Consider the following 23,030-nt stretch of genomic DNA (forward strand, 5'->3'; position numbering starts at 1 on the left):
CGCACTTTTTTGATTTTATAGGTTGATTATGGATTACGCTCAAGAAGCCATTAATTCGCTTTTATGGATAGCAAAAACATTAGCGATGACGGCTGTGGTGTTTAGCTTTGGTATTTTCTTATTAGTCCGTTTTACCCATTGGGGGAAACAATTTTGGCAATTCGCGGGTGGGTATCTTTCACCACGCCGAAGTATTAAACCTTTGTTATTTTTCTTGTTAATTGTGGCGATGACATTAGTTAGCGTGCGTATTAGCTTGGTGCATTCCGAGTGGTATAACAATATGTACACATCCTTGCAGGAATTTAATGAACCTGTATTTTGGGATCAAATGGTACTGTTTTGTGTGATTGCGACAAGCTCAGTCATTGCCGCATTGCTTAGCTACTATTTAGAACAACGTTTTTCTATTGATTGGATTGAATGGTTGAATGGTCAGCTAGTGGATAAATGGATGAATAATCGCGCGTACTATAAAACGCAGTATGTTTCCGCTAACTTAGATAACCCGGATCAACGTATTCAACAAGATGTGCAATCCTATGTGCGAACTACGCTCTCTTTAAGTACTGGAGTGATTGATGCCGTCACCTCCATGATTTCTTATACGATCTTATTGTGGGGATTAGCGGGACCAATGATGGTATTTGGTACTGAAATTCCACGCATGATAGTGTTCTTGGTATTTGCTTATGTGATTATCACTACCGCGATTGCATTCCGTTTAGGGCGTCCGTTAATTATGTTGAATTTTGTCAACGAACGCTTAAACGCTAACTATCGTTATTCTTTAATTCGCATCAAAGAATATGCGGAAAGTGTGGCATTTTATGCGGGTGAGAAAGTTGAGAGTAGCCAACTTTATAAACAATTTGGCGCAGTGATCAATAACATGTGGGATATTGTTTATCGAACCTTAAAATTCTCTGGTTTTAACCTAGTAGTAAGCCAAGCTTCCGTGGTGTTCCCTTTACTCATTCAAGTGGGGCGTTATTTTGAGAAGCAAATTAAACTCGGCGATCTGATGCAAACGCTACAAGTATTTGGTAAATTGCATTCAAATCTTTCGTTCTTCCGTAATTCTTACGATGGTTTTGCCGGATATAAAGCCACATTAGATCGTTTAACAGGCTTTAGTTATGCGATTGATATGGCAAATCGTCAATCTACTTCTCATTTACACGAACATGAAACTGACGTGATCTTTAAGAATTTAAGCATCAGTAATCCATTTGGAAAAACCTTAATTGAGAATTTAAATTTGACGTTGCTACAAGGTTCAACTCTATTAATTCAAGGTAATTCAGGCGTGGGTAAAACTACGTTGTTGAGAACAGTGGCAGGGCTTTGGGCTTATTCTGAAGGGGATGTGTATTGTCCTACCCATCAGCTTTTCTTATCGCAAAAACCTTATTTACCACAAGGCAGCTTATTGACTGCGCTGGCTTATCCGAATGAAGAAAAGGCCTTTAATCGTGATGAGATGATTGAGGTATTAAAACAAGTGTCTTTAGGGCATTTAGAAGATCGTTTAGAACAAGAGCAAGATTGGACACGTATCCTTTCTCTTGGTGAACAACAACGTTTAGCTTTTGCTCGTTTGTTATTACATAAACCAAGCGTCGCTTTCTTGGATGAGGCCACTGCGAGTATGGATGAAGGCTTAGAAGATTCTATGTATCGTCTGTTAAAAGAACGCCTACCTCATACAACGGTTATTAGCGTGGGACATCGTTCAACCTTGCAGGCTTTTCATCAGCAACAATTGATGATTTTAGGTAACGGTAAGTGGCGATTCACAGACCGAAATCAGGCATAAAACGCCACTAAAATTGACCGCACTTACCTTGTTAGAAAAAATAGCGAGGTAAGTGTAGAGGATCAAGGCAAAAAATCCTGTTATCAAGCTCGATTTTTTGGTACATTTAGCACAATTTTTTTCTATGCTCAGAAATGAGTGATTTTTCACCAAACTAATGACGGAATTCTTATGTTATTCAAAAAAATTCGTGGTTTATTTTCAAACGATCTTTCTATCGATCTAGGTACAGCAAATACATTAATTTATGTGAAAGGCCAAGGTATCGTACTTGATGAGCCTTCTGTGGTGGCAATTCGTCAAGATCGTATGGGCGCATACAAAAGCATTGCGGCAGTAGGTAAAGAAGCAAAACAAATGCTTGGTCGTACACCAAAAAGCATTGTAGCTATTCGTCCGATGAAAGATGGTGTAATTGCCGATTTCTCTGTGACTGAAAAAATGTTGCAATATTTTATTAAACAAGTACATAGCGGTAACTTCATGCGTCCTAGCCCGCGTGTACTCGTTTGTGTGCCGGCTGGTGCAACTCAAGTTGAACGTCGTGCAATCAAAGAATCAGCATTAGGTGCAGGTGCGCGTGAGGTCTATTTAATTGAAGAGCCAATGGCGGCAGCAATCGGTGCAAACTTGCCGGTTTCTACCGCGATCGGTTCAATGGTCATTGATATCGGTGGTGGTACCACTGAAGTCGCAGTGATTTCTTTAAACGGTATCGTGTACTCCTCTTCGGTACGTATTGGTGGTGACCGTTTTGATGAAGCAATCATTTCTTATGTTCGTCGTACTTTTGGTTCTGTGATAGGTGAACCAACTGCAGAGCGTATCAAGCACGAAATTGGTTCAGCTTATATTCAAGAAGGTGATGAAATTTTAGAAATGGAAGTGCACGGTCATAATCTTGCTGAAGGTGCGCCTCGCTCATTCAAATTAACCTCTCGAGATGTACAAGAAGCTCTTCAACAACCATTAAATGGTATTGTTGCAGCGGTGCGCACAGCGCTTGAAGAATGCCAACCAGAACACGCAGCGGATATTTTTGAACGTGGCATGGTGTTAACGGGTGGTGGTGCCTTATTACGCAACATTGATGTATTGTTATCAAAAGAATGTGGCGTACCGGCAATCATCGCAGAAGAACCATTAACTTGTGTGGCTCGTGGCGGCGGTGAAGCAATCGAAATGATCGATATGCACGGCGGCGATATTTTTAGCGACGAAATTTAATCTCTAAAAGTGCGGTCAGAAAAATCGGCGTTTTTAATTCGTCTGATTTTTTGACCGCACTTTTCCTTTTAACCCTAGGACAGTGAATGAAACCCATTTTTGGTAAAGCACCACCATTAGGTATCCGGCTCGCATTAGCGGTGATTGCTTCGATGACACTCATTTTAGTTGATGGACAAACCTCATCAATGACAAAGGCGCGTAGTGTGATGGAAACTGCCGTTGGAGGATTGTATTACCTTGCGAATGGGCCAAGAGCAGTTCTAGATGGTGTATCAAGCAACTTGGTGGATACCAATAAACTACTTATTGAAAATAAAGTATTGCGTGAGCAATTGCGTGAGAAAAATGCTGATCTTTTATTATTGGATCAACTCAAAGTAGAAAACCAACGTCTTCGTTTACTGCTTAATTCGCCTTTACGCACCGATGAATACAAAAAAATTGCCGAAGTACTTACTGCTGAAACTGATGTTTATCGTCAGCAAGTGGTGATCAATCAAGGTGAACGTGATGGTGCGTATGTTGGTCAGCCTGTGATTGATGAAAAAGGGATGATTGGACAGATTATATCTGTCGGCGAGAACACCAGCCGAGTCTTGCTTTTAACGGATGTAACCCATTCTATCCCAGTGCAAGTTTTACGTAATGATGTACGCGTGATCGCGAGTGGTACAGGACACTCTGATGAACTTACTTTAGATAATGTGCCTCGTTCCGTGGATATTGAAAAAGGCGATTTATTGGTGACTTCCGGTTTAGGCGGTCGCTTTGTAGAAGGCTATCCGGTGGCAGTCGTACAAAGTGTGTCTCGCGATGGTTCTAATTATTTTGCAACAGTGAAAGCGAAACCTTTAGCTGAATTAGATCGTTTACGTTATTTACTTTTACTCTGGCCGAGCAATCTTGATATGTCGAAAGTGAAATCCATGTCACCAGAAGAAGTGCGTCGTTTAGTACAGCAACGTTTAGAAAGCCAAGCCCATGAAGCGACACATTCTGTGAGTAAAACCAAGATTACGGATGACCAAGCGGATAGCACTCAACCACATACAGGAAAAGAAATCGTGGATCCTGAAATTCCAACCACAATGCCTCAACAAGAGGAACCGGTTTCTCCAGATCAACAAGAACATAGGGATGAAGACTAATGCAAGGGCGTTTTATTTTTCAATGGGCGACCATTTTATGCTTCTTTGTTGTAGCATTAGTGATGGAGTTAGCACCATGGCCAGCAGGCTTTCAAGCCTTTAAACCTTCTTGGTTGATTTTAGTCTTGCTTTACTGGACCCTTGCTTTACCTGATAGAGTAAGCATTGGTTGGGCGTTTTTACTCGGGGTTTTATGGGATATTGTGTTAGGCTCTATTCTAGGCGTGCATGCATTAGTGCTTTCTGTCGCCTTCTATTTTGTTTCCAAATATTACTTAATGTTGCGCAATCTTTCCCTTTGGTTTCAAAGTTTATTGGTCCTTCTTTTCGTTTTTGCCATTCGAGTGGCTATTTTCTTGGTTGAATTCTCTTTACATGGGGCATTTTTTAACTGGCAGGAAATCTTTGGCGCCATCGCATCAGGCGTGTTATGGCCGTGGGTATTCTTATTGATGCGCACTGCACGCCGACGAGTCGGATTGCATTAATCATAAAAAAAGCTGATGAAGGTATTCATCAGCTTTTCTTTTTAGTTTTTACGACGATAGTTTGTTTTTCTTGTCGTAGTAGTATTTCTCGTTTGAGGCGTAGGATTGCGTTTTAAACGATAAGGTTTTGGAATATCAGTAATCAATGAATTCGGGTCATATTGACTGACGGGAATAGAATGACCAATGTATTCTTCAATTGCCGGTAAATTCATCGCGTATTCTTCACAAGCAAAGCTGATAGATACACCACTTTCACCTGCCCGACCAGTACGGCCAATACGGTGAACGTAATCTTCTCGATCATCAGGTAAATCAAAGTTAAAGACGTGTGTCACATCTGAAATATGTAGCCCACGCGCGGCAACATCGGTTGCGACGAGAATATCGAGTTCACCATCGGTAAATTGTTTGAGCAATGAAAGACGTTTTTTCTGTGCTACATCACCTGTGAGCAATCCCACACGATGACCATCGGCTGCTAAATAGCCCCAAATTTCTTCACATTTATGTTTAGTGTTCGCAAAAACAATGCAACGCTCCGGCCATTCTTCTTCCATTAACGTGAGCAAGAGAGGAATTTTGTCTTCATTTGAGGGATAGAATAGTTCCTCTTTAATTCGATGCCCCGTTTTTTGTTCTGGTTCAATTTCAATGTATTCTGGGGAATTCATATCTTCAAAGGCAAGTTCTCGTACTTTGTAAGAGAGCGTTGCAGAAAAGAGCATGGTGAGTCGTTCTTGCGGAGAAGGACATTTACGTAATAAATAACGAATATCACGAATGAAACCTAAATCAAACATACGATCCGCTTCGTCCAATACTACGACTTGGATATCATCTAAACGGATAATCCCTTGTTTCACGTAGTCAATTACACGACCAGTGGTACCAATTAAAATATCCACACCAGCTTCAATCGCTTTGAGCTGTTTATCATAGCCATCCCCACCATAAGCAAGTGCGGTTCGTAATCCACTTGTTTTTGCTAATAATTCTGCATCATTATTAATTTGTACAGCCAGTTCACGGGTTGGAGCAAGAATTAATGCTCGGGGGGGATTAGTGGCAAAATCAGGTTGATGTGTTAATAAGTGATGAAATGTTGCCGTTAAAAATGCCATTGTTTTACCAGTGCCGGTTTGCGCTTGGCCAGCAACATCTTTTCCTTGTAAGGTAATAGGTAACGATAACGCTTGAATAGGGGTGCAATATTCAAATCCCTTGTCTTGTAGGGCTTTTTGTACGATAGGATGTAATGGAAGATCAGCAAACCGCTGCTGACTTAAATAATTTTCTTGCATAATAAATAACAGGTTCTCAGAAATAAATGGGGCTAAGGATACCACGAAGTCGGAAAAATATCCTTAAAAATGACACGCTTATTAATAGGATTAAGCTTGTGATTGAGAAGATTGGGTTCGTTCCCATTTTCTTTCAATATAGCTACAAGTTGGGTGCAAAGTGAGCTTTTTAGTCTGGATAAAATGAATTAATGCTTGATAGAGTTTGTCTGCCATACCTTGTCCACGAAGAGAATCATCAACAAACGTGTGATTAGCATTAATGGTATCGGGTGTTTCATAAAATAGGTGAGTTTCGCGATTTTCTTGCCTTGCTCATCAAGTAAGAAAAACTCACCCTGTTTACCATTATCGTGATGCTGAAGACTCATTTGATACTCCATTCATCACTGAGATTGGGATCCATGGCAAAATCAGCAGTATCACTTGGAATGGCTTTTTCTTCTGCAGCCCATTCGCCTAAATCAATGAGTTGGCAACGTTTGCTGCAAAAAGGGCGAAATTGACTTTCCTGTGTCCAAGGCACGGGCTTTTGGCATGTCGGGCAAGGGACTTCAAAAATTTCATCAGACATCTTTTTTTCTCGATTCACTTAAATAAAATTGGTGCAATTCTAGCACTTTTTGTTTTAAGTGCGGTAAGTTTTCTGGCAATTTTGCATCATTTGAAATGATATCATCCGCCCATTTTAATCTTTCTTCTCGGCTGACTTGTGCATTCATAATAGCTTGAATTTGCTGAATATTATTATGATCTCTCGATGATGCACGAGCCAGCTGAGTTTCAGGTTTAACATCGATAACAAGCACGCGATCGCAAAGTGTGGTGAGCTTGTTTTCAATAAGTAGTGGAACGACAAACAAAGTATAAGGAGCGGTCTGAGCATTTAACTGCGCTAACATTCTTTCGCGAATAGCAGGATGTAATAAATGATTGAGCCAGTTTTTTTCATTTTCGTCTGCAAATACTTTTTTTCGTAGCTCAGCTCGATTTAATTCCCCCTCTTCAGTCAGAATTGATTTTCCAAAGTGCTCAGTAATTTGAGCAAGCAGCGGTGAGCCTTTTTCAACCACTTCTCTAGCCACAATATCTGCATCAACAATGGGTACACCAAGTTCAACAAAGAGATTTGCAATCGTGCTTTTTCCACTACCGATGCCGCCAGTGAGTCCTACAATATAAGTCATGATATTCCTTGCTACTTGATTTAAGAGGAGGATGTTTTACATCCACTCCTTAAACATAATATTTTTCAATGTTGCCAATATATTACATTTATAGGGTTATTGCACTGGTGATGATTAACGATAAGCAAAGAAAGGGCGCGAAAGGTAAAACGGGCTGACGAAAAATCCAATAACCTATGATGCCTAATAGACAAGCAATGAATAAGAAAAGTGGTAAGTGTGCGATGGTGAGATAAGCGCCGATTCCTAAAGCGAGCCAATAATCGCCACGGCCTAACGCTTCCTTCTTATAAAACCATTTAGACAAATGATAGATGATATAAAAAACACCGAAAAAACTAACCGCACTTTCTAAACTTTGAGAAAGCGCCAGAGTCGAAAGCTCTTGATATGCGCCGAATAAACCCAGGAAAAATAAAAACAGGCAAGGTGTAGGTGAAATCAGTTGATAATGCCAGTCTAGCCAACTGATAACAAAGATGAGACTAAGCGTAATCGCGAGCCATAAAGTAAATAATTCATTTTGTAGAAAGTAATAGAGTACCGCAAAACAGAGTCCAAACCCTAAAAAATAAAGAAAAATGTGACCGCACTTTTGAGATTGAATGGCTGCTTTTTCGCTGTGAAACAGGGGCTTATTTTCAGGATAAAGTTCGATATAGTTCTGATAAATCTCTTGTTGGAGGTTGGGAATAAAACGATCAATATAAAGCCAAGCAAAGATGCCCGCTAAACCACCCAATAAGAAAAAAGCTAATGTCATCATTGGATTACCGATCCCATATTAAAAATTGGCAGATACATGCCCATCATTATGATACCTATTAAACTACCAATGATGAGCATCATTAAAGGCTCTAAAAGTTGGGAAAGTAAATCAATTTGATGATTGAGTTCTTCTTGATAGTTATCAGCAATATGACGCAACATCAACGCAAGTTTTCCACTTTTCTCTCCAATCTGTAGCATTTGTTGTGCTTCCATTGGAAAAAGATGACTACTGACACTTTCTGAAAATGGATAACCTTGAGAAACCCACTGTAAAATTGACCGCACTTCTTGTTGTAGCAGAATATCGCCTTTTAAGGTACGTTGTGTTTGCCAGGTTTGTTGTTTGGGTAGGAAGCTATTTAAGGCTGGTGTTAATGCCACTCCTGATTGAAGCATTAATTGCAGGTTATGGCTAAAACTGATTAAACGAGAAAGGCAAATGATATTGCCCAAAATTGGCATGCGACTAATCAGCGCATTCTTTTTTTGATTCACCCAAAGAGAATGTTTTAATGCCATCTTCAGCATAAAAAGAGCGAAAATACAGACAATCATCAAGGCGATAAAATGATGTTGTAGGAATTGAGACATGGCTAATAACACAGCAGTTAATGTAGGCAGTTCAGCGGAGTTTTCGCCATACATTTCAGCAAATTGTGGTACAACGAAGAGTAATAAAATCAACGTAAGTGAAAGCGAAATACCTAATACCATGGCGGGATAAAGCATAATTTTTTGTAATTTTCGTTGAAGCGTTAATGATTGCGTTCGACGTTCTGCAATTTTAGTGCATACCTCCGCCAGTTTTCCTGTCATCTCTCCCACTTGAATAAGTTGAATTTCTTGAAAATTTAAATACTTTCCTTGAATTTCCAAGCTTTGTGAAAACGGAAGACCACTTTCAATTAACTCAATTAAGGTGCCAAGCCACTGATGCAATCCCAATTGTGTGCAGTTGTCTTGCAAAATATGTAATGCATTTTTTAATGGAATGGCAGAGCTGAGTAGTGTAGATAGCTGATTTAATAAAGCACTGATCTCAGCATTTTTAGGTTTCTGATTAAGTTGCCAATCTTGTTGCAAGCGAATGTGGCTAAAACCTTTTGCAATTAACAGAAATTGTGCGGCTTGTTTAGATTGGGCAACCAGACTGCCTTTTTGCCATTGTTGTCGCTGATCATAGGCTTGAAAATAAAAGAGTTTTTGCTTTGCCATAGTGATACCTATTTTTTACCTAATACGCGTTGAATTTCGGCGAGATCGGTGACGTGATCTTTTACTTTTTCTAAAGCGCTTTGATAAAGTGACTCAAAATCAGTTTGGTAACGGTTATTTTCGCATTGTAAAAATTGATATACCCCAATACGCCCTTGATACCCCTGATGGCAATCGCAAGAATCACTAAAATGTTGACCGCACTTTAAGCAACGTTTACGTACCAATCTCTGTGCGATAACCAATAAGAGACTATTTTCAATTTCGTGAGATTGAATGCCTAATTGTTGTAAGCGTGAAATGGCTGAGATCGCATCGTTGGTATGTAAGGTAGAAAGTACTAGATGACCTGTTTGAGCCGCTCTTAATGCCATCAATGCACTTTCTTCGTCTCGAATTTCACCAAGCATAATAATGTCGGGATCTTGTCGTAAAAATGTACGAAGTAATCGGCTAAAATCTAAACCGATTTGCGGATTCACTTGAGTTTGAATAATACCTTCTAATTCAATTTCAACGGGATCTTCTGCCGTCATAATATGTTTATCTGGCGTATTGAGCCATTGAAGTGCGGTATAAAGCGAGATACTTTTTCCGCTTCCCGTTGGTCCTGTCACAAGAATTAAACCTTGTGGTTGGCTGAGTGCATGTTGAAATTGGATTTGTTGGTTTTGTGTCATGCCAAGTTCAGCAAAACTTAACTGAACAGGTTTATTTTGTTGTAATCGTAATACCGCTTTTTCTCCCCAATGCGTGGGCAAGGTAGAAAGGCGGAAATCTAAAATATCTGAGAATGTCGTTTTGAATTGAAAGCGGCCATCTTGTGGTAGCCGAGTTTCACTGATATCCAGTTTGGCTAAGAGTTTTAAACGAGAAATTACACGATTGGCGAGCGATTTACTGATTACCGGCTGAGGTTGGAGTACACCATCAATACGTAAACGAATTAAGAGCCCATTTGACTGAGTTTCTAAATGAATATCGGAGGCATTTTTTTGCAGGGCTGTTTCAAAAATACTGTTTAATAATTGAATAACGGGTTCATCTTCATTAGATAAATTAGCCGTGCTTTCGTCTTCTGAATGATGATAAAACGTCGTTTGTTCTTCTATTTGATTGGCTTTAGGGGCAAGGGATTGTAAAAGTTGCTTGAGTTTAGTCGTTTCAAATAAAATCGGTTCAACCAATTTTCCACTTAAAAAAGCAAAGGTTTCACAAGCCGCAAGATTATTCAGCGAATCCACCGCAAGCCATAAATGGTGTTCGTCTTCTTTAAGAGGGAGCGCAAAGTAACGCAGCAGCAAAGCTTGTTGCTGTTGGTTTTGTTGCCAATATTGTGGCGAGATATGATAAATCTCGCCATTTTTTGCGATTGCTTGATAGGCCATGTTTCGCTATTTGGTAGGAGAGCAGAAACCCGCAGGGAATAAATCCGCATTGCTTGGGCAAGCAGTTGTCCAAGTCACACCTGATGAGGTTGAGCCTGTCGCCGTTAAAGAATAACTTATCCCATCCAATGCGCCATTTCCTGTTACCGTAATCACACCCGATTTCGTGGTAATGGATTTAACATAGCCTTTTGCAGTAGTGATGTCTGCTGCAATGCCATTTGAACCACCTGAACAGTTTGTCGGGGCATTGGTGCTATAGACACATAACTCCACATCAGATTTATAAGGTGCCGAAGCTTGCAACAATTCGGAGATGGCTGCTTTTTTGGTATAATTTTGATAAGACGGAATGGCGATCGTCGCGAGAATAGCAATAATCGCAATCACGATCATCAATTCAATTAACGTAAAACCTTTATGTAAAGGTTTAGAAAAAGTGAGTTTCATTAAATTAAATTTCCTTTTGGTTGAATAAAAAAATGCCAGAATTGGCTGCAACATTGTGTAAAAGGGAAAAATGAAAGTAAAACTAACCGCACTTCTTTTGCGATCGAGATCGCAAAAATGAAATTTAATCGCAGAAAAACAGATGAATAAGATAAAAAATGGCTGGTTAAGCCAGACAAGAAAAGTGATTTCACCACATTTTGATGAACGTCCTGATATAGAGGATATTTCATTACTCGTTATTCATTACATCAGTTTGCCGCCAGAACAATTTGGTGGTGGATATGTAGATGATTTTTTCCAAGGAAAACTCGATCCCACAATTCATCCTTATTTTGAGGAAATTTATCAATTTCGTGTGTCAGCCCATTGTTTAATTGAACGTGATGGCAAGGTGACGCAATATGTCAGCTTCGATGATAGAGCGTGGCATGCAGGACTTTCTTGCTTTGAAGGACGCGATAAATGTAATGATTTTGCGATTGGTATTGAGCTAGAGGGCAGTAATGAACAACCTTTTACAGCGGAGCAATACCAAGTGCTTGCTGCATTAACACGAGATATCATGCAGGCGTACCCGAAAATAACGCTCGATCGTATCGTTGGGCATTGCGATATTTCTCCTGGTCGTAAGATCGATCCAGGTCAATATTTTGAATGGGAACGCTATTTAGCGTTAGTCAAAAAAGGTTTGGATGAAAAATAACCACTAAAATTTTTACTTGAATGTGAATAAGATGGTGTCTGTGAATAAGCGTTATCTTCATGAAATTAAAGATAAAATTTCTTCTCAGAAATCGATGATAAAATGCTAAGAAGAGTTATGCAACAGTCACCATTTGCTCAATCACAATTTTATCCACAGAAATATTGAATAACTCACAGCTGTTATTTCTTAACCAAGCCAGGAATGTTTAAACTAAAAAATGGCTGAATTTTTGACCGCACTTTGATGAGAAAAAGTGCGGTCATTTTTTTTGGAAAATTTTTGATTAAAGGTTATGCAAAAATGAAAAAAATGAAGTATGAAAAGCGGTTTTTAATTTTTATACACAGTTAAATTTAGACTATCCAAGCGTTACCCACAGAGTTATCCACAATAGGGTAAATATGCCCATTCGGTTGATAAAAAAGCGAATTTATGAAACAATCTGCAAATTATTTTTGTACAAAATTTAAGGTGAACGATAGTGATCGATTTTGATGGCTACCGTCCAAATGTAGGCATTGTCATTTGTAATCGCAAAGGGCAGGTGCTTTGGGCTAAACGATACGGGCAGAATTCGTGGCAATTCCCGCAAGGTGGAATTAATGATAATGAAAGTGCCGAACAAGCCATGTATCGTGAATTATATGAAGAGGTTGGCTTGCAACCCAAAGATGTGAAGGTGCTTTACGCGTCTAAACATTGGTTGCGTTATAAGCTGCCGAAAAGATTGCTGCGTTATGACAGCAAACCCGTGTGTATTGGGCAAAAACAACGTTGGTTTTTGTTGCAATTAGTGGGTGATGAAAAAAATATTAATATGAACACAACAAAATCACCTGAATTTGATGGTTGGCGTTGGGTAAGTTTTTGGTATCCCGTACGTCAGGTTGTGTCCTTTAAGAAAGATGTTTATCGCAAAGCGATGAAAGAGTTTGCCCAAGTGATGTTTGGCAACGAAAAAACATTGCTTGAAAATTCGCAAGAGCATGAGACAAATAAACCTTATCATGCGCCGCGTAAAAATGGTTCTTCTAAATATCAAAAACGTTCGTTTTATAAATCAAGGGGGCAATAATGCTCACTTTTATTTTACTTTGTTTGCTTGTCGGGTCTGTGGTTGGTTTTCTTGCGGGATTATTTGGCATTGGTGGTGGGTTAATTATCGTCCCTACCTTGGTTTATTTATTGCCGATGGTAGGCGTACCTGAACCCTTACTGATGTCCACCGCATTAGGGACTTCATTTGCAACCATTGTGATTACTGGATTTTCTTCTGCACAGCGTCATCATAAACTAGGTAATATAGTCTGGAGTGCAGTGAAAGTATTGGCACCGATGGTGATGATCTCGGTCTTTATCTCTGGTTTGTTTATTGGCAAACTTGATCGTGATGTATCAGCCAAAATCTTTGCCTGTTTAGTCGTATATTTAGCGGCAAAAATGGTGATTTCTATTAAGAAAAATACAGGGAAAACCAAACCTTTAACAACACAAGCATCTGTTATCGGTGGTATTTTAATTGGGATGGCATCAAGTGCAGCAGGCGTTGGCGGTGGTGGTTTTATTGTACCATTTTTAAATTCCCGCGGGATTGATATGAAAAAAGCCATCGGTTCTTCTGCATTCTGTGGGGCACTTCTTGGTTTATCAGGCATGCTGAGCTTTATGGTAAGTGGTTGGAGTAATCCTGCCATGCCAGATTATTCCCTAGGTTATGTTTATTTGCCTGCCGTGCTTGGTATTACGTGTACTTCATTCTTCACTTCTAAACTAGGGGCAACAGCAACCTCCAAACTCCCTGTCCCAACCTTGAAAAAAGGCTTTGCCTTGCTATTAGTTGCGATCGCAGTTGATATGTTTATTAAATAAGGAATGTTATGAATTCAGAATTTTTGATGCTTCCGCATTTTGATCCGACTATTTTCACTTTCGGTGATAGCAATATAGGGTTGCGTTGGTATGGTTTAATGTATTTATTAGGCTTTATCTTTGCTCGTTGGCTAGCGGTTCGTCGTGCCAATCAACCAAATAGTGGTTGGACCGTCGATCAAGTGGATACGTTACTTTTTAATGGCTTTATGGGCGTGTTCTTAGGTGGTCGCATTGGGGATGTTTTCTTCTATAATTTCGATCATTTTGTGCAAGACCCGCTGTATTTATTTCGTGTTTGGGAAGGAGGAATGTCATTCCATGGTGGATTAATTGGGGTGATTATCTCAATGATTTGGACCTCTTATTCTCAAAAAAGAAGCTTCTGGCAGACGGCAGATTTTGTAGCGCCCTTGATTCCATTCGGCTTAGGGATGGGACGAATTGGTAATTTCATCAATTTAGAACTTTGGGGACGAGAAACGGATGTGCCTTGGGCCATGATTTTCCCAAATGATCCATTGTTATTACCACGCCATCCTTCACAGCTTTATGAAGCATTCTTAGAAGGTTTCGTGCTGTTTATTATTCTGAATGTCTTTATTAAAAAGCCTCGTCCTGTGGGTTCAGTGGCTGGATTATTTCTGATTTGTTACGGAATTTTCCGTTTTATCGTTGAATATGTCCGTGAGCCTGAAGTGGAATCTTTCTTAGGCATCATGACACGTGGACAAGCGCTTTGTTTGCCGATGATTATTGGCGGTGTATTAATTATGGCATGGGCATACAATCGCTCGAAAAGTGCGGTTCATTAGTAAGGAGTTTTTATGAAACAATATTTAGATCTTTGCCGACGTATTGTAAATGAAGGTGAGTGGGTTGCTAATGAGCGTACTGGTAAGCGTTGCCTTACAATGATTAATGCGGATTTAGAATATGATGTTGCTAATAATCAATTCCCCTTAATTACCACGCGTAAAAGCTATTGGAAAGCGGCAATTGCGGAATTTTTAGGTTATATCCGTGGTTATGACAATGCGGCAGATTTCCGCAAGCTTGGTACCAAAACGTGGGATGCCAATGCCAATGAAAATGCCGCTTGGCTTGCCAATCCACACCGTAAAGGCACCGATGATATGGGCCGCGTTTATGGTGTGCAAGGTAGAGCATGGCGTAAACCGAATGGCGAAACCATCGATCAACTTCGTAAAATTGTGAATAATTTAAGTCGAGGTATTGATGATCGTGGCGAAATCCTGACTTTCTTCAATCCAGGCGAATTTGATTTGGGTTGTTTGCGCCCTTGTATGCACACACATACTTTCTCTTTAGTAGGCGATACATTGCACTTAACCAGTTATCAGCGTTCTTGTGATGTGCCACTTGGCTTAAACTTCAATCAAATTCAAGTCTTTACTTTCCTTGCATTAATGGCGCAAATTACCGGGAATAAACCGGGTAAGGCATATCATAAAATTGTAAATGCGCATATTTATGAAGACCAACTAGAGTTAATGCGTGATGTGCAATTAAAACGTGAACCATTCCCTTCACCACAATTAGAAATTAATCCTGATATTAAAACCCTTGAAGATCTTGAAACTTGGGTGACGATGGATGATTTCAAGGTGGTGGGCTATCAATCTCACGAACCAATCAAATATCCTTTCTCAGTTTAGGCATTCAAAGTGCGGTCAGATTTAGACGAGAAATTTATGCAATACGCTCTGATGCTTGCCGATCGTGCAGAAGCACTCGGTGAGATTCCTGTCGGTGCGGTGTTGGTGGACGATGAAGGAAATATTCTCGGTGAAGGCTGGAATTTATCTATCATTGAAAATGATCCGACTGCTCACGCTGAAATTGTCGCATTGCGTAACGCGGCGCAAAATATTCAAAATTATCGTCTGCTTAATACCACACTCTATGTCACCCTTGAGCCTTGTACCATGTGTGCGGGTGCGATTTTACATAGCCGGATTAAACGTTTAGTCTTCGGTGCGTCAGATTATAAAACCGGGGCAGTAGGTTCTCGCTTTCATTTCTTTGATGATTATAAAATGAATCATACGTTAGAAATTACGTCTGGCGTGCTCGCAGAAAAGTGCGGTCAGAAATTGAGTGATTTTTTTAAAAAAAGACGAGAGCAGAAAAAGGAAGAAAAGCGGGAAAAGAATCTCCCGCTTGATGTTGAGTCGCAATCTTAAACTTGCCAATCAATTTCAGTTAAACCATTTTGTTTTAAATATTCGTTAGTTTTAGAAAAATGATGGCATCCTAGAAAACCTCGATGTGCAGAAAGTGGAGAAGGGTGCGGGGCAGTTAAAACATAATGACGATTGCGATCAATAAATTGCCCTTTTTTCTGCGCATGGCTTCCCCAAAGTAAAAATACTACTTTTTCACGATGTTCATTAAGTGCTGCAATCACTTGATCTGTAAAAACTTCCCAACCAAATTTAGCATGTGAATGTGCCATGCCACGTTCTACCGTTAGCACGGTGTTAAGCAACAGCACACCTTGTTCAGCCCATTTCACCAAGTAGCCATGATTTGGCATTTTAAAACCAGGAATGTCGTTAGACAATTCTTTGTACATATTCAGTAGAGAAGGGGGAATTGCAACCTCAGGTTTCACCGAAAAAGCTAAACCGTGCGCTTGATTTGGGCCATGATAGGGATCCTGTCCTAAAATGACGACTTTCACCTCATCAAATGCCGTATATTTAAAGGCATTAAACACTTCGTCTTGCGGTGGGTAAATGGTTTTCCCCGCGAGTCGCTCTTGATGGACTTGTTGTAGAATGTGTTTAAAGTAAGGTTTTTCTTTCTCTTGACCGATAACATCTGTCCAGGTTTTCATTCTGTATTTCCTTATTGGATAAGCTTGAGCACATTATAAATGAAATTGCTTAGAAAGGCTTTATCTGAGAATCATGTTAATATTTTGTTAAAGTTTAAAGTATGTTGAGGCCTTGCTGTGGCTGAAACTTTAATCTAGATCAATTTTTAAAAATTAGTCAGAAAAAAGAACCTGTTTTATGTCAAAATTAATTGAATTCTTCAAATAGTTTGATAAAATTTGCACAGTTTAATAAATATACAACCGCCAAATTAGGAGGCACTTTATGATCAAAGGTATCCAAATTACTCAAGCAGCAAATGACAATCTTTTAAACTCATTCTGGTTATTAGACAGCGAAAAAAATGAAGCTCGTTGTTTATGTGCAAAAGCTGAATTCGCAGAAGACCAAGTAGTAGCAGTGAGCGAATTAGGCCAAATCGAATACCGTGAATTACCGGTAAACGTAGCACCAACAGTTAAAGTTGAAGGTGGTCAACACTTAAACGTAAACGTATTACGTCGTGAAACTTTAGAAGATGCAGTAAATAACCCGGATAAATACCCTCAATTAACTATCCGTGTTTCTGGTTACGCAGTACGTTTCAACTCTTTAACGCCAGAACAACAACGTGACGTTATTACTCGTACTTTCACTGAAAGCCTATAATTTCAGTTTGAATGAAAAAAGAAACCCCGAAGTAATTCGGGGTTTTGTTTTATCTATAAAGGTTTGAAAATTTGACCGCACTTTCGCTTTATTTTGTGTAAAATACCTAATGTTTTTACACAAAGAGGTATTTATGAGAAAGTTATTTTTTAGTAGTCTAGTCCTTGCCTTAGTAGGTTGTTCATCAACTCCATCAAACCTAACGAAACAAGATTTTGTGGGAGATTGGTCTTGCTCAATCAAATATGAAGATATTGGAGTGGGAACTATTGATTTAATTTATCTTAAATCAGACGGTTCTCTTAAAGATGAGAATTTCATTTTTGATCATAGCTTAAGTAGATATGCTGAATTACCAATTAAAGACTATTTCTCTTCACCGTTAAAATATTTAACTATTGCTAATGGTAGTTGGAGTTTTAATAATAATTATTTGGTATACAAATTAAAAAAACAAAGTGCACAACGTTTAATTTATCCTGATACATTTGGGAAAATACAACAGACAAATAGCTTTAAGAATATTGAGAAAAGTGTTTTTAATATTTATTCAAACAATATTGGTAAAGAGGATACTATCGAGTTGAAGGTGACTAAATTCTCAAGAGATAGATTCACGGTAGTTCAGCCTCTTACTAAAACATACGAAGGCGAGTGTGTACGTAAAGATAAGGCTGAGAATAAATTTAATGGTTTTTTAGAAGCACTTAAAGAAATATTTAAAGTTAAGTAATGTAAAAGCCTCTTATTAAGAGGCTTTTACATATTAATATTTAGTTTATTATTGTTTTTTTTAATTTTTCTGCATTTCGATGAGTACATTTTCTTTTTCTCCAAATTTTTTCCCAGCATATTGGCAAACTTTTGCTGATATGAGAGATAAAGGAGTGGTATTTTGCATTTCTATTTTTTGTGCTTTTTCGGGGATGTCAAAAAGTTTTTCACCTTGAGCAAAGAACTGAGTATATACTTCAAACTGATTGTTTGCGCTGAGTATAGCCGTCTTATCTGCACAATTTACCGTTGTTAGTTTTTTCATCGACGTGCCTTTTAGAGCTCGATCAGATGAGCTTATATTAGTTATTAAATAGTACGACAGCTCATTGGAGTTATCAGAATTAACACGGATGCTTGATTTATCTAGATAAAGAGGATCTTGACCATTTAGGACTTTTAAGTATCTATCTTGTTGCGGTAGTTCTTGATTTGGTAATAGTTTTAGTTGTGAACAACCAATACAAAACAAGCTGATTAATGTGATAGTTACAAATCTTTTCATAGGATTCCCTAGGGATATTGGTATTGATTGAGCCATATTGGGGATTATAGCATTAATTTTTAAATAAAAAACTCACCATATACATCCTTTTATTTTCTAGCGATTTCCACGCTTTTCAGGTACAATCCGCCAGTTAAATTTAATGATTTTTGAGAAAACTAATCTATTTATGAAGAATATTCGCAACTTTTCTATTATTGCCCATATTGACCACGGTAAATCGACTCTTTCTGACCGATTAATTCAAACCTGTGGTGGGCTTTCTGATCGTGAAATGGAAGCGCAGGTGTTGGATTCTATGGATCTTGAGCGTGAGCGCGGTATTACCATTAAAGCCCAAAGTGTAACTTTAAATTATCAAGCGAAAGATGGTGAAACTTACCAATTAAACTTTATCGATACACCAGGGCACGTGGACTTCTCTTATGAAGTATCACGCTCTCTTGCAGCTTGTGAAGGGGCATTGTTAGTTGTGGATGCAGGACAGGGCGTAGAAGCTCAAACCTTGGCAAACTGCTACACCGCCATTGAAATGGACTTAGAAGTTGTGCCGATTTTAAATAAAATCGACTTACCGGCAGCAGATCCTGAACGTGTTGCAGAAGAAATTGAAGACATCGTGGGTATTGATGCGATGGAAGCGGTACGTTGTTCAGCTAAAACCGGTGTGGGTATCGAAGATGTATTAGAAGAAATCGTTGCGAAAATTCCTGCGCCAGAAGGTGATCCTGATGCACCATTACAAGCATTGATTATTGACTCTTGGTTCGATAACTATTTAGGCGTGGTGTCATTAGTTCGTATTAAAAATGGTGTGTTGCGTAAAGGCGATAAAATCAAAGTAATGTCCACAGGACAAGCTTATAACGTCGACCGTTTAGGGATTTTCACGCCAAAACAAGTGGATACGACAGTATTAAATACCGGCGAAGTAGGTTGGGTTGTTTGTGCGATTAAAGATATTTTAGGAGCACCAGTAGGGGATACCTTAACGCACCAACACAATCCTGCAAGCCATGTATTGCCAGGCTTTAAGAAAGTAAAACCACAGGTTTATGCGGGTTTGTTCCCAGTTAGCTCTGACGATTATGAGGCTTTCCGTGATGCGTTAGGTAAATTAAGCTTAAACGATGCATCGCTGTTCTATGAGCCAGAAAACTCAACGGCTTTAGGTTTTGGTTTCCGTTGTGGCTTCTTGGGGCTTTTACACATGGAGATCATTCAAGAGCGTTTAGAGCGTGAATACGATCTTGATTTGATTACCACAGCACCAACTGTAATTTATGAAGTTGAAATGACCAATGGTGAAGTGGTTTATGTGGATAGTCCATCAAAACTACCACCACTAAATAATATTGCGGAAATTCGTGAGCCAATTGCAGAGTGTAATATGCTTGTACCACAAGAATTCTTAGGAAATGTCATCACCCTTTGTGTGGAAAAACGTGGTGTGCAAACTAATATGGTGTATCACGGTAACCAAATTGCGTTAACTTATGAAATTCCAATGGGCGAAGTAGTCTTAGATTTCTTCGATCGCTTGAAATCAACATCGCGTGGTTATGCGTCTTTGGATTATGGTTTCAAACGTTTCCAAGCAGCGGACATGGTTCGTGTGGATATTATGATCAATGGTGATCGTGTTGATGCGTTAGCATTAATCGTTCATAAAGATAATGCACCTTATCGTGGTCGTGAATTAGTTGAAAAAATGCGTGAACTGATTCCACGTCAACAATTTGATATCGCGATCCAAGCTGCGATTGGCAACCACATTATTGCGCGTTCAACGGTAAAACAATTGCGTAAAAACGTATTAGCAAAATGTTATGGTGGGGACGTGAGCCGTAAGAAAAAACTCTTACAGAAACAGAAAGAGGGTAAAAAACGAATGAAGTCTTTAGGTAACGTGGAAGTACCGCAAGAAGCGTTTTTAGCGATCTTACATGTTGGTAAAGATAAATAGGAAAGTAGAGCAATGTCGAATGTATTTTTTATTCTGTTGTTAGCCGTAGGCTTTGCTGGTTGGAAAGTGTTAGATTATTTCCAACTGCCTAACACATTCAGTATTTTATTGCTGATTTTAACTGCACTTTCCGGCATTTTATGGTGTTATCACCGCTTTGCCGTGATGCCGAGACGTCGTCGTCAAATTGCACGCGCAGAACAACGTTCAGGCAAAGCATTAACAGACGAAGAAAAAGCGAAAATTGAGCCTATTTCAGAAGGTTCAGAATTTATTTCTTCGCTTTTCCCTGTGTTATCCGTGGTATTTCTTGTGCGTTCATTTATTTTTGAACCATTCCAAATTCCATCAGGATCAATGGAAGCGACGTTGCGCGTAGGGGATTTCCTCGTTGTTAATAAATATACTTATGGTATTAAAGACCCCATTTTCCAAAATACGATTATTGAAGGTAACAAACCAGAACGTGGTGATGTAATTGTGTTTAAAGCGCCGGAACAAGCGTTACTTCGTACAAGTTTAGGGGCAACGCGAGCCGCTTATGCTGAAAATCTTGCATTAACATCTAAAAACAATATGTCTGGTGTAGATTACATTAAACGTATTGTCGGGAAAGGCGGTGACCGCATTATCCTTGATGTTGAAAAAAATGCTTTAACACTGGTTTATGGCAAAGATGGCAAACCTTGCGAAGTAGATTGCCAAACTAAAGCGTTTGAATATAAACAAGAACCTACAAATCCAGCATTCCCAACGCAAGTGGAATATTTGGAAATTGGTGACGTGACCCATAGTATTTTAGTGGAGCCAATGCGCCGTTATTCGGGGATTGAATTCTATCCACAAGAAGGCTTACCTACTGCAGAATGGATTGTGCCTGAAGGGCAATATTTTGTGATGGGGGATAACCGTGATCATAGTGATGACAGCCGTTTTTGGGGATTTGTACCAGAAAAAAATATCGTGGGTAAAGCCACTTATATTTGGATGAGTTTAGAAAAAGAACCAAATGAGTGGCCTACAGGCTTCCGTTTAGACCGTTTCTTTACAAAAATTAATTAATATGAATCATTTAGATCGCCTAGAACGAAAAATTGGTTATCAATTTTCCGATCTAAAACACTTAAAATTGGCACTGACACACCGCAGTGCCTCCACTCAACATAATGAACGCCTAGAATTCCTAGGCGATTCGATTCTCAATTATGTCATCGCAGACGCGCTTTATCATCAATTCCCTCGTTGTAATGAAGGTGAACTGAGCAGAATGCGTGCCACATTAGTTCGTGAGCCAACCCTGGCGATGATTGCCCGCAATTTTGAGCTTGGGGATTATATGTCCTTAGGTTCTGGTGAATTGAAAAGTGGTGGCTTTCGTCGTGAATCTATTTTGGCGGATTGTGTTGAAGCGGTAATTGGCGCAATGGCATTAGATTCAAGCTTTGATAAAGCAGCAGATATTGTGCGTAGTTGGTATAAAACTTTACTCGCCGAAATTAAACCGGGTGATAACCAAAAAGATGCCAAAACGCGCTTGCAAGAGTATTTACAAGGTAAGCATTTTGCCTTACCAACCTATGAAGTAATCAAAATTGAAGGCGAAGCCCATTGCCAAACCTTCACCGTAGAATGTACAGTAAAAAACGTACCCAATATTGACCGCACTTTTATCGCGAAAGGTTCTAGCCGCCGTAAAGCAGAACAAGCGGCCGCAGAACAAATCTTAAAAACATTGGAAATTAAATGAGCGAATTAAATCAAGAACAAGAGACCTATTGTGGCTTTATTGCTATCGTAGGCCGCCCAAATGTAGGGAAATCTACCCTGTTAAATAAAATTTTGGGACAAAAAATCTCGATTACGTCTCGCAAGGCGCAAACTACGCGTCACCGTATTGTGGGAATTAAAACGGAAGGTATCTACCAAGAAATTTACGTGGATACGCCGGGGCTTCATATTGAAGAAAAACGCGCGATTAACCGTTTAATGAACCGTGCAGCAAGCTCGGCAATCGGGGATGTAGATCTCATTATTTTCGTCGTGGATGGTACACATTGGAATGCCGATGATGAAATGGTGTTAAACAAATTACGTAATGCGAAAGCACCTGTCGTACTTGCCATCAACAAAGTTGATAATATTAAGAATAAAGATGATTTATTGCCATTTATTACAGATTTAGGCAGCAAGTTTAACTTTGCTCACATTGTGCCGATTTCTGCACAACGTGGTAATAATGTCCATCAATTAGAGAAAATTGTTCGTCAATCATTACGTAAAGGCGTTCACCACTTCCCAGAGGATTATGTAACGGACCGTTCACAGCGTTTTATGGCGTCAGAAATTATTCGTGAAAAATTAATGCGTTTCACAGGGGAAGAGCTACCTTATTCGGTAACGGTTGAAATTGAACAATTTAAAGTAAATGAGCGTGGTACTTATGAAATCAATGGCTTGATTTTAGTTGAACGCGAAGGCCAAAAGAAAATGGTGATCGGTGCTCAAGGGCAAAAAATTAAAACTATTGGTATGGAAGCGCGTGCTGACATGGAACGCTTATTTGATAATAAAGTACACCTTGAACTTTGGGTAAAAGTGAAGTCAGGTTGGGCAGACGATGAACGTGCCTTAAGAAGTTTAGGTTATATGGATGAATAAAAAACTTGAGTAATACTCTATACCGTCCTATTATTAG

At 39.3% G+C, this 23,030-nt stretch carries 25 protein-coding genes and 1 pseudogene; 16 read left to right on the forward strand and 10 right to left on the reverse strand.

Annotation, left to right across the window (positions count from 1 at the left end; translation table 11 throughout):
- Window positions 1-28: 28 nt before the first annotated feature.
- The 4 genes from DPV81_RS06610 (at window position 29) to mreD (ending at window position 4,685) form a co-directional block, all read left to right on the forward strand.
- Window positions 29-1,819, forward strand: coding sequence for an ABC transporter ATP-binding protein/permease (locus DPV81_RS06610; RefSeq protein ID WP_111387410.1), 1,791 nt, complete (start codon window positions 29-31; stop codon window positions 1,817-1,819).
- A gap of 171 nt (window positions 1,820-1,990) precedes the next feature.
- On the forward strand, window positions 1,991-3,046 hold the full coding sequence (locus DPV81_RS06615) for a rod shape-determining protein (protein WP_014064069.1): 1,056 nt from the start codon (window positions 1,991-1,993) through the stop codon (window positions 3,044-3,046).
- Window positions 3,047-3,132: 86 nt separating this feature from the next.
- Window positions 3,133-4,197: a rod shape-determining protein MreC gene (gene mreC, locus DPV81_RS06620; RefSeq protein ID WP_111387412.1), complete on the forward strand. Its 1,065-nt coding sequence runs from the start codon at window positions 3,133-3,135 to the stop codon at window positions 4,195-4,197.
- Window positions 4,197-4,685, forward strand: a complete 489-nt coding sequence (mreD, locus tag DPV81_RS06625) for a rod shape-determining protein MreD (RefSeq protein ID WP_049364929.1) — start codon at window positions 4,197-4,199, stop codon at window positions 4,683-4,685. The genes mreC and mreD overlap by 1 nt, the downstream gene beginning before the upstream one ends.
- A gap of 41 nt (window positions 4,686-4,726) precedes the next feature.
- On the opposite strand, the gene rhlB is transcribed toward mreD, so the two are convergent.
- The 8 genes and pseudogenes from rhlB to ppdD all read right to left on the reverse strand — a co-directional run bounded on the left by rhlB (window position 4,727) and on the right by ppdD (window position 11,000).
- On the reverse strand, window positions 4,727-5,989 hold the full coding sequence (gene rhlB / locus DPV81_RS06630) for an ATP-dependent RNA helicase RhlB (protein WP_111387554.1): 1,263 nt from the start codon (window positions 5,987-5,989) through the stop codon (window positions 4,727-4,729).
- A gap of 90 nt (window positions 5,990-6,079) precedes the next feature.
- A pseudogene (locus DPV81_RS06635) lies at window positions 6,080-6,360 on the reverse strand (GNAT family N-acetyltransferase).
- Entirely contained in the window at window positions 6,357-6,563 is a 207-nt protein-coding gene (gene yacG / locus DPV81_RS06640) for a DNA gyrase inhibitor YacG (protein ID WP_005695505.1), read from the reverse strand. Before yacG ends, DPV81_RS06635 begins: the two are co-directional and overlap by 4 nt.
- Window positions 6,556-7,176 carry a dephospho-CoA kinase gene (gene coaE / locus DPV81_RS06645; RefSeq protein WP_111387414.1) on the reverse strand — a complete coding sequence of 207 codons (621 nt, stop codon included), beginning with the start codon at window positions 7,174-7,176 and terminating at the stop codon, window positions 6,556-6,558. Before coaE ends, yacG begins: the two co-directional genes overlap by 8 nt.
- A gap of 88 nt (window positions 7,177-7,264) precedes the next feature.
- Window positions 7,265-7,942: a prepilin peptidase gene (locus DPV81_RS06650; protein WP_111387416.1), complete on the reverse strand. Its 678-nt coding sequence runs from the start codon at window positions 7,940-7,942 to the stop codon at window positions 7,265-7,267.
- Window positions 7,939-9,162: a type II secretion system F family protein gene (locus DPV81_RS06655; protein ID WP_111387418.1), complete on the reverse strand. Its 1,224-nt coding sequence runs from the start codon at window positions 9,160-9,162 to the stop codon at window positions 7,939-7,941. The genes DPV81_RS06650 and DPV81_RS06655 overlap by 4 nt, the downstream gene beginning before the upstream one ends.
- 8 nt (window positions 9,163-9,170) lie before the next feature.
- A complete protein-coding gene (locus DPV81_RS06660) occupies window positions 9,171-10,550 on the reverse strand; it encodes a GspE/PulE family protein (protein WP_111387420.1) in 1,380 nt (459 codons plus the stop codon).
- A gap of 6 nt (window positions 10,551-10,556) precedes the next feature.
- Window positions 10,557-11,000, reverse strand: a complete 444-nt coding sequence (gene ppdD / locus DPV81_RS06665; protein ID WP_005697917.1) for a prepilin peptidase-dependent pilin — start codon at window positions 10,998-11,000, stop codon at window positions 10,557-10,559.
- 142 nt (window positions 11,001-11,142) lie between these two features.
- Between ppdD and ampD the strand changes: the two genes are divergently transcribed.
- From ampD to tadA, 6 genes are all read left to right on the forward strand, one after another.
- Complete coding sequence (gene ampD / locus DPV81_RS06670; RefSeq protein WP_111387422.1) at window positions 11,143-11,706, forward strand: 1,6-anhydro-N-acetylmuramyl-L-alanine amidase AmpD; 564 nt, start codon at window positions 11,143-11,145, stop codon at window positions 11,704-11,706.
- A 484-nt stretch (window positions 11,707-12,190) separates the two neighbouring features.
- Window positions 12,191-12,784: an RNA pyrophosphohydrolase gene (gene rppH, locus DPV81_RS06680; RefSeq protein ID WP_049384519.1), complete on the forward strand. Its 594-nt coding sequence runs from the start codon at window positions 12,191-12,193 to the stop codon at window positions 12,782-12,784.
- Window positions 12,784-13,578, forward strand: coding sequence for a sulfite exporter TauE/SafE family protein (locus DPV81_RS06685; protein ID WP_111387424.1), 795 nt, complete (start codon window positions 12,784-12,786; stop codon window positions 13,576-13,578). The genes rppH and DPV81_RS06685 overlap by 1 nt, the downstream gene beginning before the upstream one ends.
- A gap of 8 nt (window positions 13,579-13,586) precedes the next feature.
- Window positions 13,587-14,393 (forward strand): prolipoprotein diacylglyceryl transferase, encoded by an 807-nt coding sequence (lgt, locus tag DPV81_RS06690; protein WP_111387426.1) that lies wholly within the window; start codon window positions 13,587-13,589, stop codon window positions 14,391-14,393.
- 12 nt (window positions 14,394-14,405) lie between these two features.
- A complete protein-coding gene (locus DPV81_RS06695; protein WP_111387428.1) occupies window positions 14,406-15,257 on the forward strand; it encodes a thymidylate synthase in 852 nt (283 codons plus the stop codon).
- 9 nt (window positions 15,258-15,266) lie between these two features.
- Window positions 15,267-15,785, forward strand: a complete 519-nt coding sequence (gene tadA, locus DPV81_RS06700) for a tRNA adenosine(34) deaminase TadA (protein ID WP_111387430.1) — start codon at window positions 15,267-15,269, stop codon at window positions 15,783-15,785.
- Here tadA and ung read toward each other — a convergent pair.
- Complete coding sequence (ung, locus tag DPV81_RS06705; protein WP_279385954.1) at window positions 15,782-16,456, reverse strand: uracil-DNA glycosylase; 675 nt, start codon at window positions 16,454-16,456, stop codon at window positions 15,782-15,784. The two genes, tadA and ung, sit on opposite strands and share 4 nt — an antisense overlap.
- Before the next feature lie 250 nt (window positions 16,457-16,706).
- On the opposite strand from ung, the gene grcA reads away from it, so the two are divergent.
- Together grcA and DPV81_RS06715 are read left to right on the forward strand one after the other, a co-directional pair.
- A complete protein-coding gene (grcA, locus tag DPV81_RS06710) occupies window positions 16,707-17,090 on the forward strand; it encodes an autonomous glycyl radical cofactor GrcA (protein WP_005697846.1) in 384 nt (127 codons plus the stop codon).
- 109 nt (window positions 17,091-17,199) lie between these two features.
- The gene (locus DPV81_RS06715) at window positions 17,200-17,823 is read left to right on the forward strand and encodes a hypothetical protein (RefSeq protein ID WP_133252927.1); all 624 of its coding nucleotides are present in this window, start codon (window positions 17,200-17,202) and stop codon (window positions 17,821-17,823) included.
- A gap of 60 nt (window positions 17,824-17,883) precedes the next feature.
- Here DPV81_RS06715 and DPV81_RS06720 read toward each other — a convergent pair whose 3' ends face one another.
- Window positions 17,884-18,369 carry a surface-adhesin E family protein gene (locus tag DPV81_RS06720; protein ID WP_111387436.1) on the reverse strand — a complete coding sequence of 162 codons (486 nt, stop codon included), beginning with the start codon at window positions 18,367-18,369 and terminating at the stop codon, window positions 17,884-17,886.
- A gap of 169 nt (window positions 18,370-18,538) precedes the next feature.
- Between DPV81_RS06720 and lepA the strand changes: the two genes are divergently transcribed.
- The 4 genes from lepA to era are packed head-to-tail and all read left to right on the forward strand — an operon-like array spanning window position 18,539 to window position 22,993.
- Complete coding sequence (gene lepA, locus DPV81_RS06725; RefSeq protein ID WP_049362389.1) at window positions 18,539-20,335, forward strand: translation elongation factor 4; 1,797 nt, start codon at window positions 18,539-18,541, stop codon at window positions 20,333-20,335.
- A gap of 12 nt (window positions 20,336-20,347) precedes the next feature.
- Entirely contained in the window at window positions 20,348-21,397 is a 1,050-nt protein-coding gene (gene lepB, locus DPV81_RS06730; RefSeq protein ID WP_111387438.1) for a signal peptidase I, read from the forward strand.
- Between the two features lies 1 nt (window position 21,398).
- Window positions 21,399-22,082: a ribonuclease III gene (gene rnc, locus DPV81_RS06735; RefSeq protein WP_049371671.1), complete on the forward strand. Its 684-nt coding sequence runs from the start codon at window positions 21,399-21,401 to the stop codon at window positions 22,080-22,082.
- Window positions 22,079-22,993: a GTPase Era gene (era, locus tag DPV81_RS06740; protein ID WP_111387440.1), complete on the forward strand. Its 915-nt coding sequence runs from the start codon at window positions 22,079-22,081 to the stop codon at window positions 22,991-22,993. The genes rnc and era overlap by 4 nt, the downstream gene beginning before the upstream one ends.
- Window positions 22,994-23,030: the final 37 nt, after the last annotated feature.

It is taken from the genome of Haemophilus parainfluenzae (assembly GCF_003252795.1).
GTDB classification, from domain to species: domain Bacteria; phylum Pseudomonadota; class Gammaproteobacteria; order Enterobacterales; family Pasteurellaceae; genus Haemophilus_D; species Haemophilus_D parainfluenzae_K.

What these genes read in the sequence shown, in the direction of transcription:
- DPV81_RS06610 (WP_111387410.1), top strand. Translation starts at nt 29, where the DNA reads ATGGATTACGCTCAAGAAGCCATTAATTCGCTTTTATGGATAGCAAAA.
- DPV81_RS06615 (WP_014064069.1), top strand. Translation starts at nt 1,991, where the DNA reads ATGTTATTCAAAAAAATTCGTGGTTTATTTTCAAACGATCTTTCTATC.
- mreC (WP_111387412.1), top strand. Translation starts at nt 3,133, where the DNA reads ATGAAACCCATTTTTGGTAAAGCACCACCATTAGGTATCCGGCTCGCA.
- mreD (WP_049364929.1), top strand. Translation starts at nt 4,197, where the DNA reads ATGCAAGGGCGTTTTATTTTTCAATGGGCGACCATTTTATGCTTCTTT.
- rhlB (WP_111387554.1), bottom strand. Translation starts at nt 5,989, where the DNA reads ATGCAAGAAAATTATTTAAGTCAGCAGCGGTTTGCTGATCTTCCATTA.
- yacG (WP_005695505.1), bottom strand. Translation starts at nt 6,563, where the DNA reads ATGTCTGATGAAATTTTTGAAGTCCCTTGCCCGACATGCCAAAAGCCC.
- coaE (WP_111387414.1), bottom strand. Translation starts at nt 7,176, where the DNA reads ATGACTTATATTGTAGGACTCACTGGCGGCATCGGTAGTGGAAAAAGC.
- DPV81_RS06650 (WP_111387416.1), bottom strand. Translation starts at nt 7,942, where the DNA reads ATGATGACATTAGCTTTTTTCTTATTGGGTGGTTTAGCGGGCATCTTT.
- DPV81_RS06655 (WP_111387418.1), bottom strand. Translation starts at nt 9,162, where the DNA reads ATGGCAAAGCAAAAACTCTTTTATTTTCAAGCCTATGATCAGCGACAA.
- DPV81_RS06660 (WP_111387420.1), bottom strand. Translation starts at nt 10,550, where the DNA reads ATGGCCTATCAAGCAATCGCAAAAAATGGCGAGATTTATCATATCTCG.
- ppdD (WP_005697917.1), bottom strand. Translation starts at nt 11,000, where the DNA reads ATGAAACTCACTTTTTCTAAACCTTTACATAAAGGTTTTACGTTAATT.
- ampD (WP_111387422.1), top strand. Translation starts at nt 11,143, where the DNA reads ATGAATAAGATAAAAAATGGCTGGTTAAGCCAGACAAGAAAAGTGATT.
- DPV81_RS06685 (WP_111387424.1), top strand. Translation starts at nt 12,784, where the DNA reads ATGCTCACTTTTATTTTACTTTGTTTGCTTGTCGGGTCTGTGGTTGGT.
- lgt (WP_111387426.1), top strand. Translation starts at nt 13,587, where the DNA reads ATGAATTCAGAATTTTTGATGCTTCCGCATTTTGATCCGACTATTTTC.
- DPV81_RS06695 (WP_111387428.1), top strand. Translation starts at nt 14,406, where the DNA reads ATGAAACAATATTTAGATCTTTGCCGACGTATTGTAAATGAAGGTGAG.
- grcA (WP_005697846.1), top strand. Translation starts at nt 16,707, where the DNA reads ATGATCAAAGGTATCCAAATTACTCAAGCAGCAAATGACAATCTTTTA.
- DPV81_RS06715 (WP_133252927.1), top strand. Translation starts at nt 17,200, where the DNA reads ATGTTTTTACACAAAGAGGTATTTATGAGAAAGTTATTTTTTAGTAGT.
- DPV81_RS06720 (WP_111387436.1), bottom strand. Translation starts at nt 18,369, where the DNA reads ATGAAAAGATTTGTAACTATCACATTAATCAGCTTGTTTTGTATTGGT.
- lepA (WP_049362389.1), top strand. Translation starts at nt 18,539, where the DNA reads ATGAAGAATATTCGCAACTTTTCTATTATTGCCCATATTGACCACGGT.
- lepB (WP_111387438.1), top strand. Translation starts at nt 20,348, where the DNA reads ATGTCGAATGTATTTTTTATTCTGTTGTTAGCCGTAGGCTTTGCTGGT.
- rnc (WP_049371671.1), top strand. Translation starts at nt 21,399, where the DNA reads ATGAATCATTTAGATCGCCTAGAACGAAAAATTGGTTATCAATTTTCC.
- era (WP_111387440.1), top strand. Translation starts at nt 22,079, where the DNA reads ATGAGCGAATTAAATCAAGAACAAGAGACCTATTGTGGCTTTATTGCT.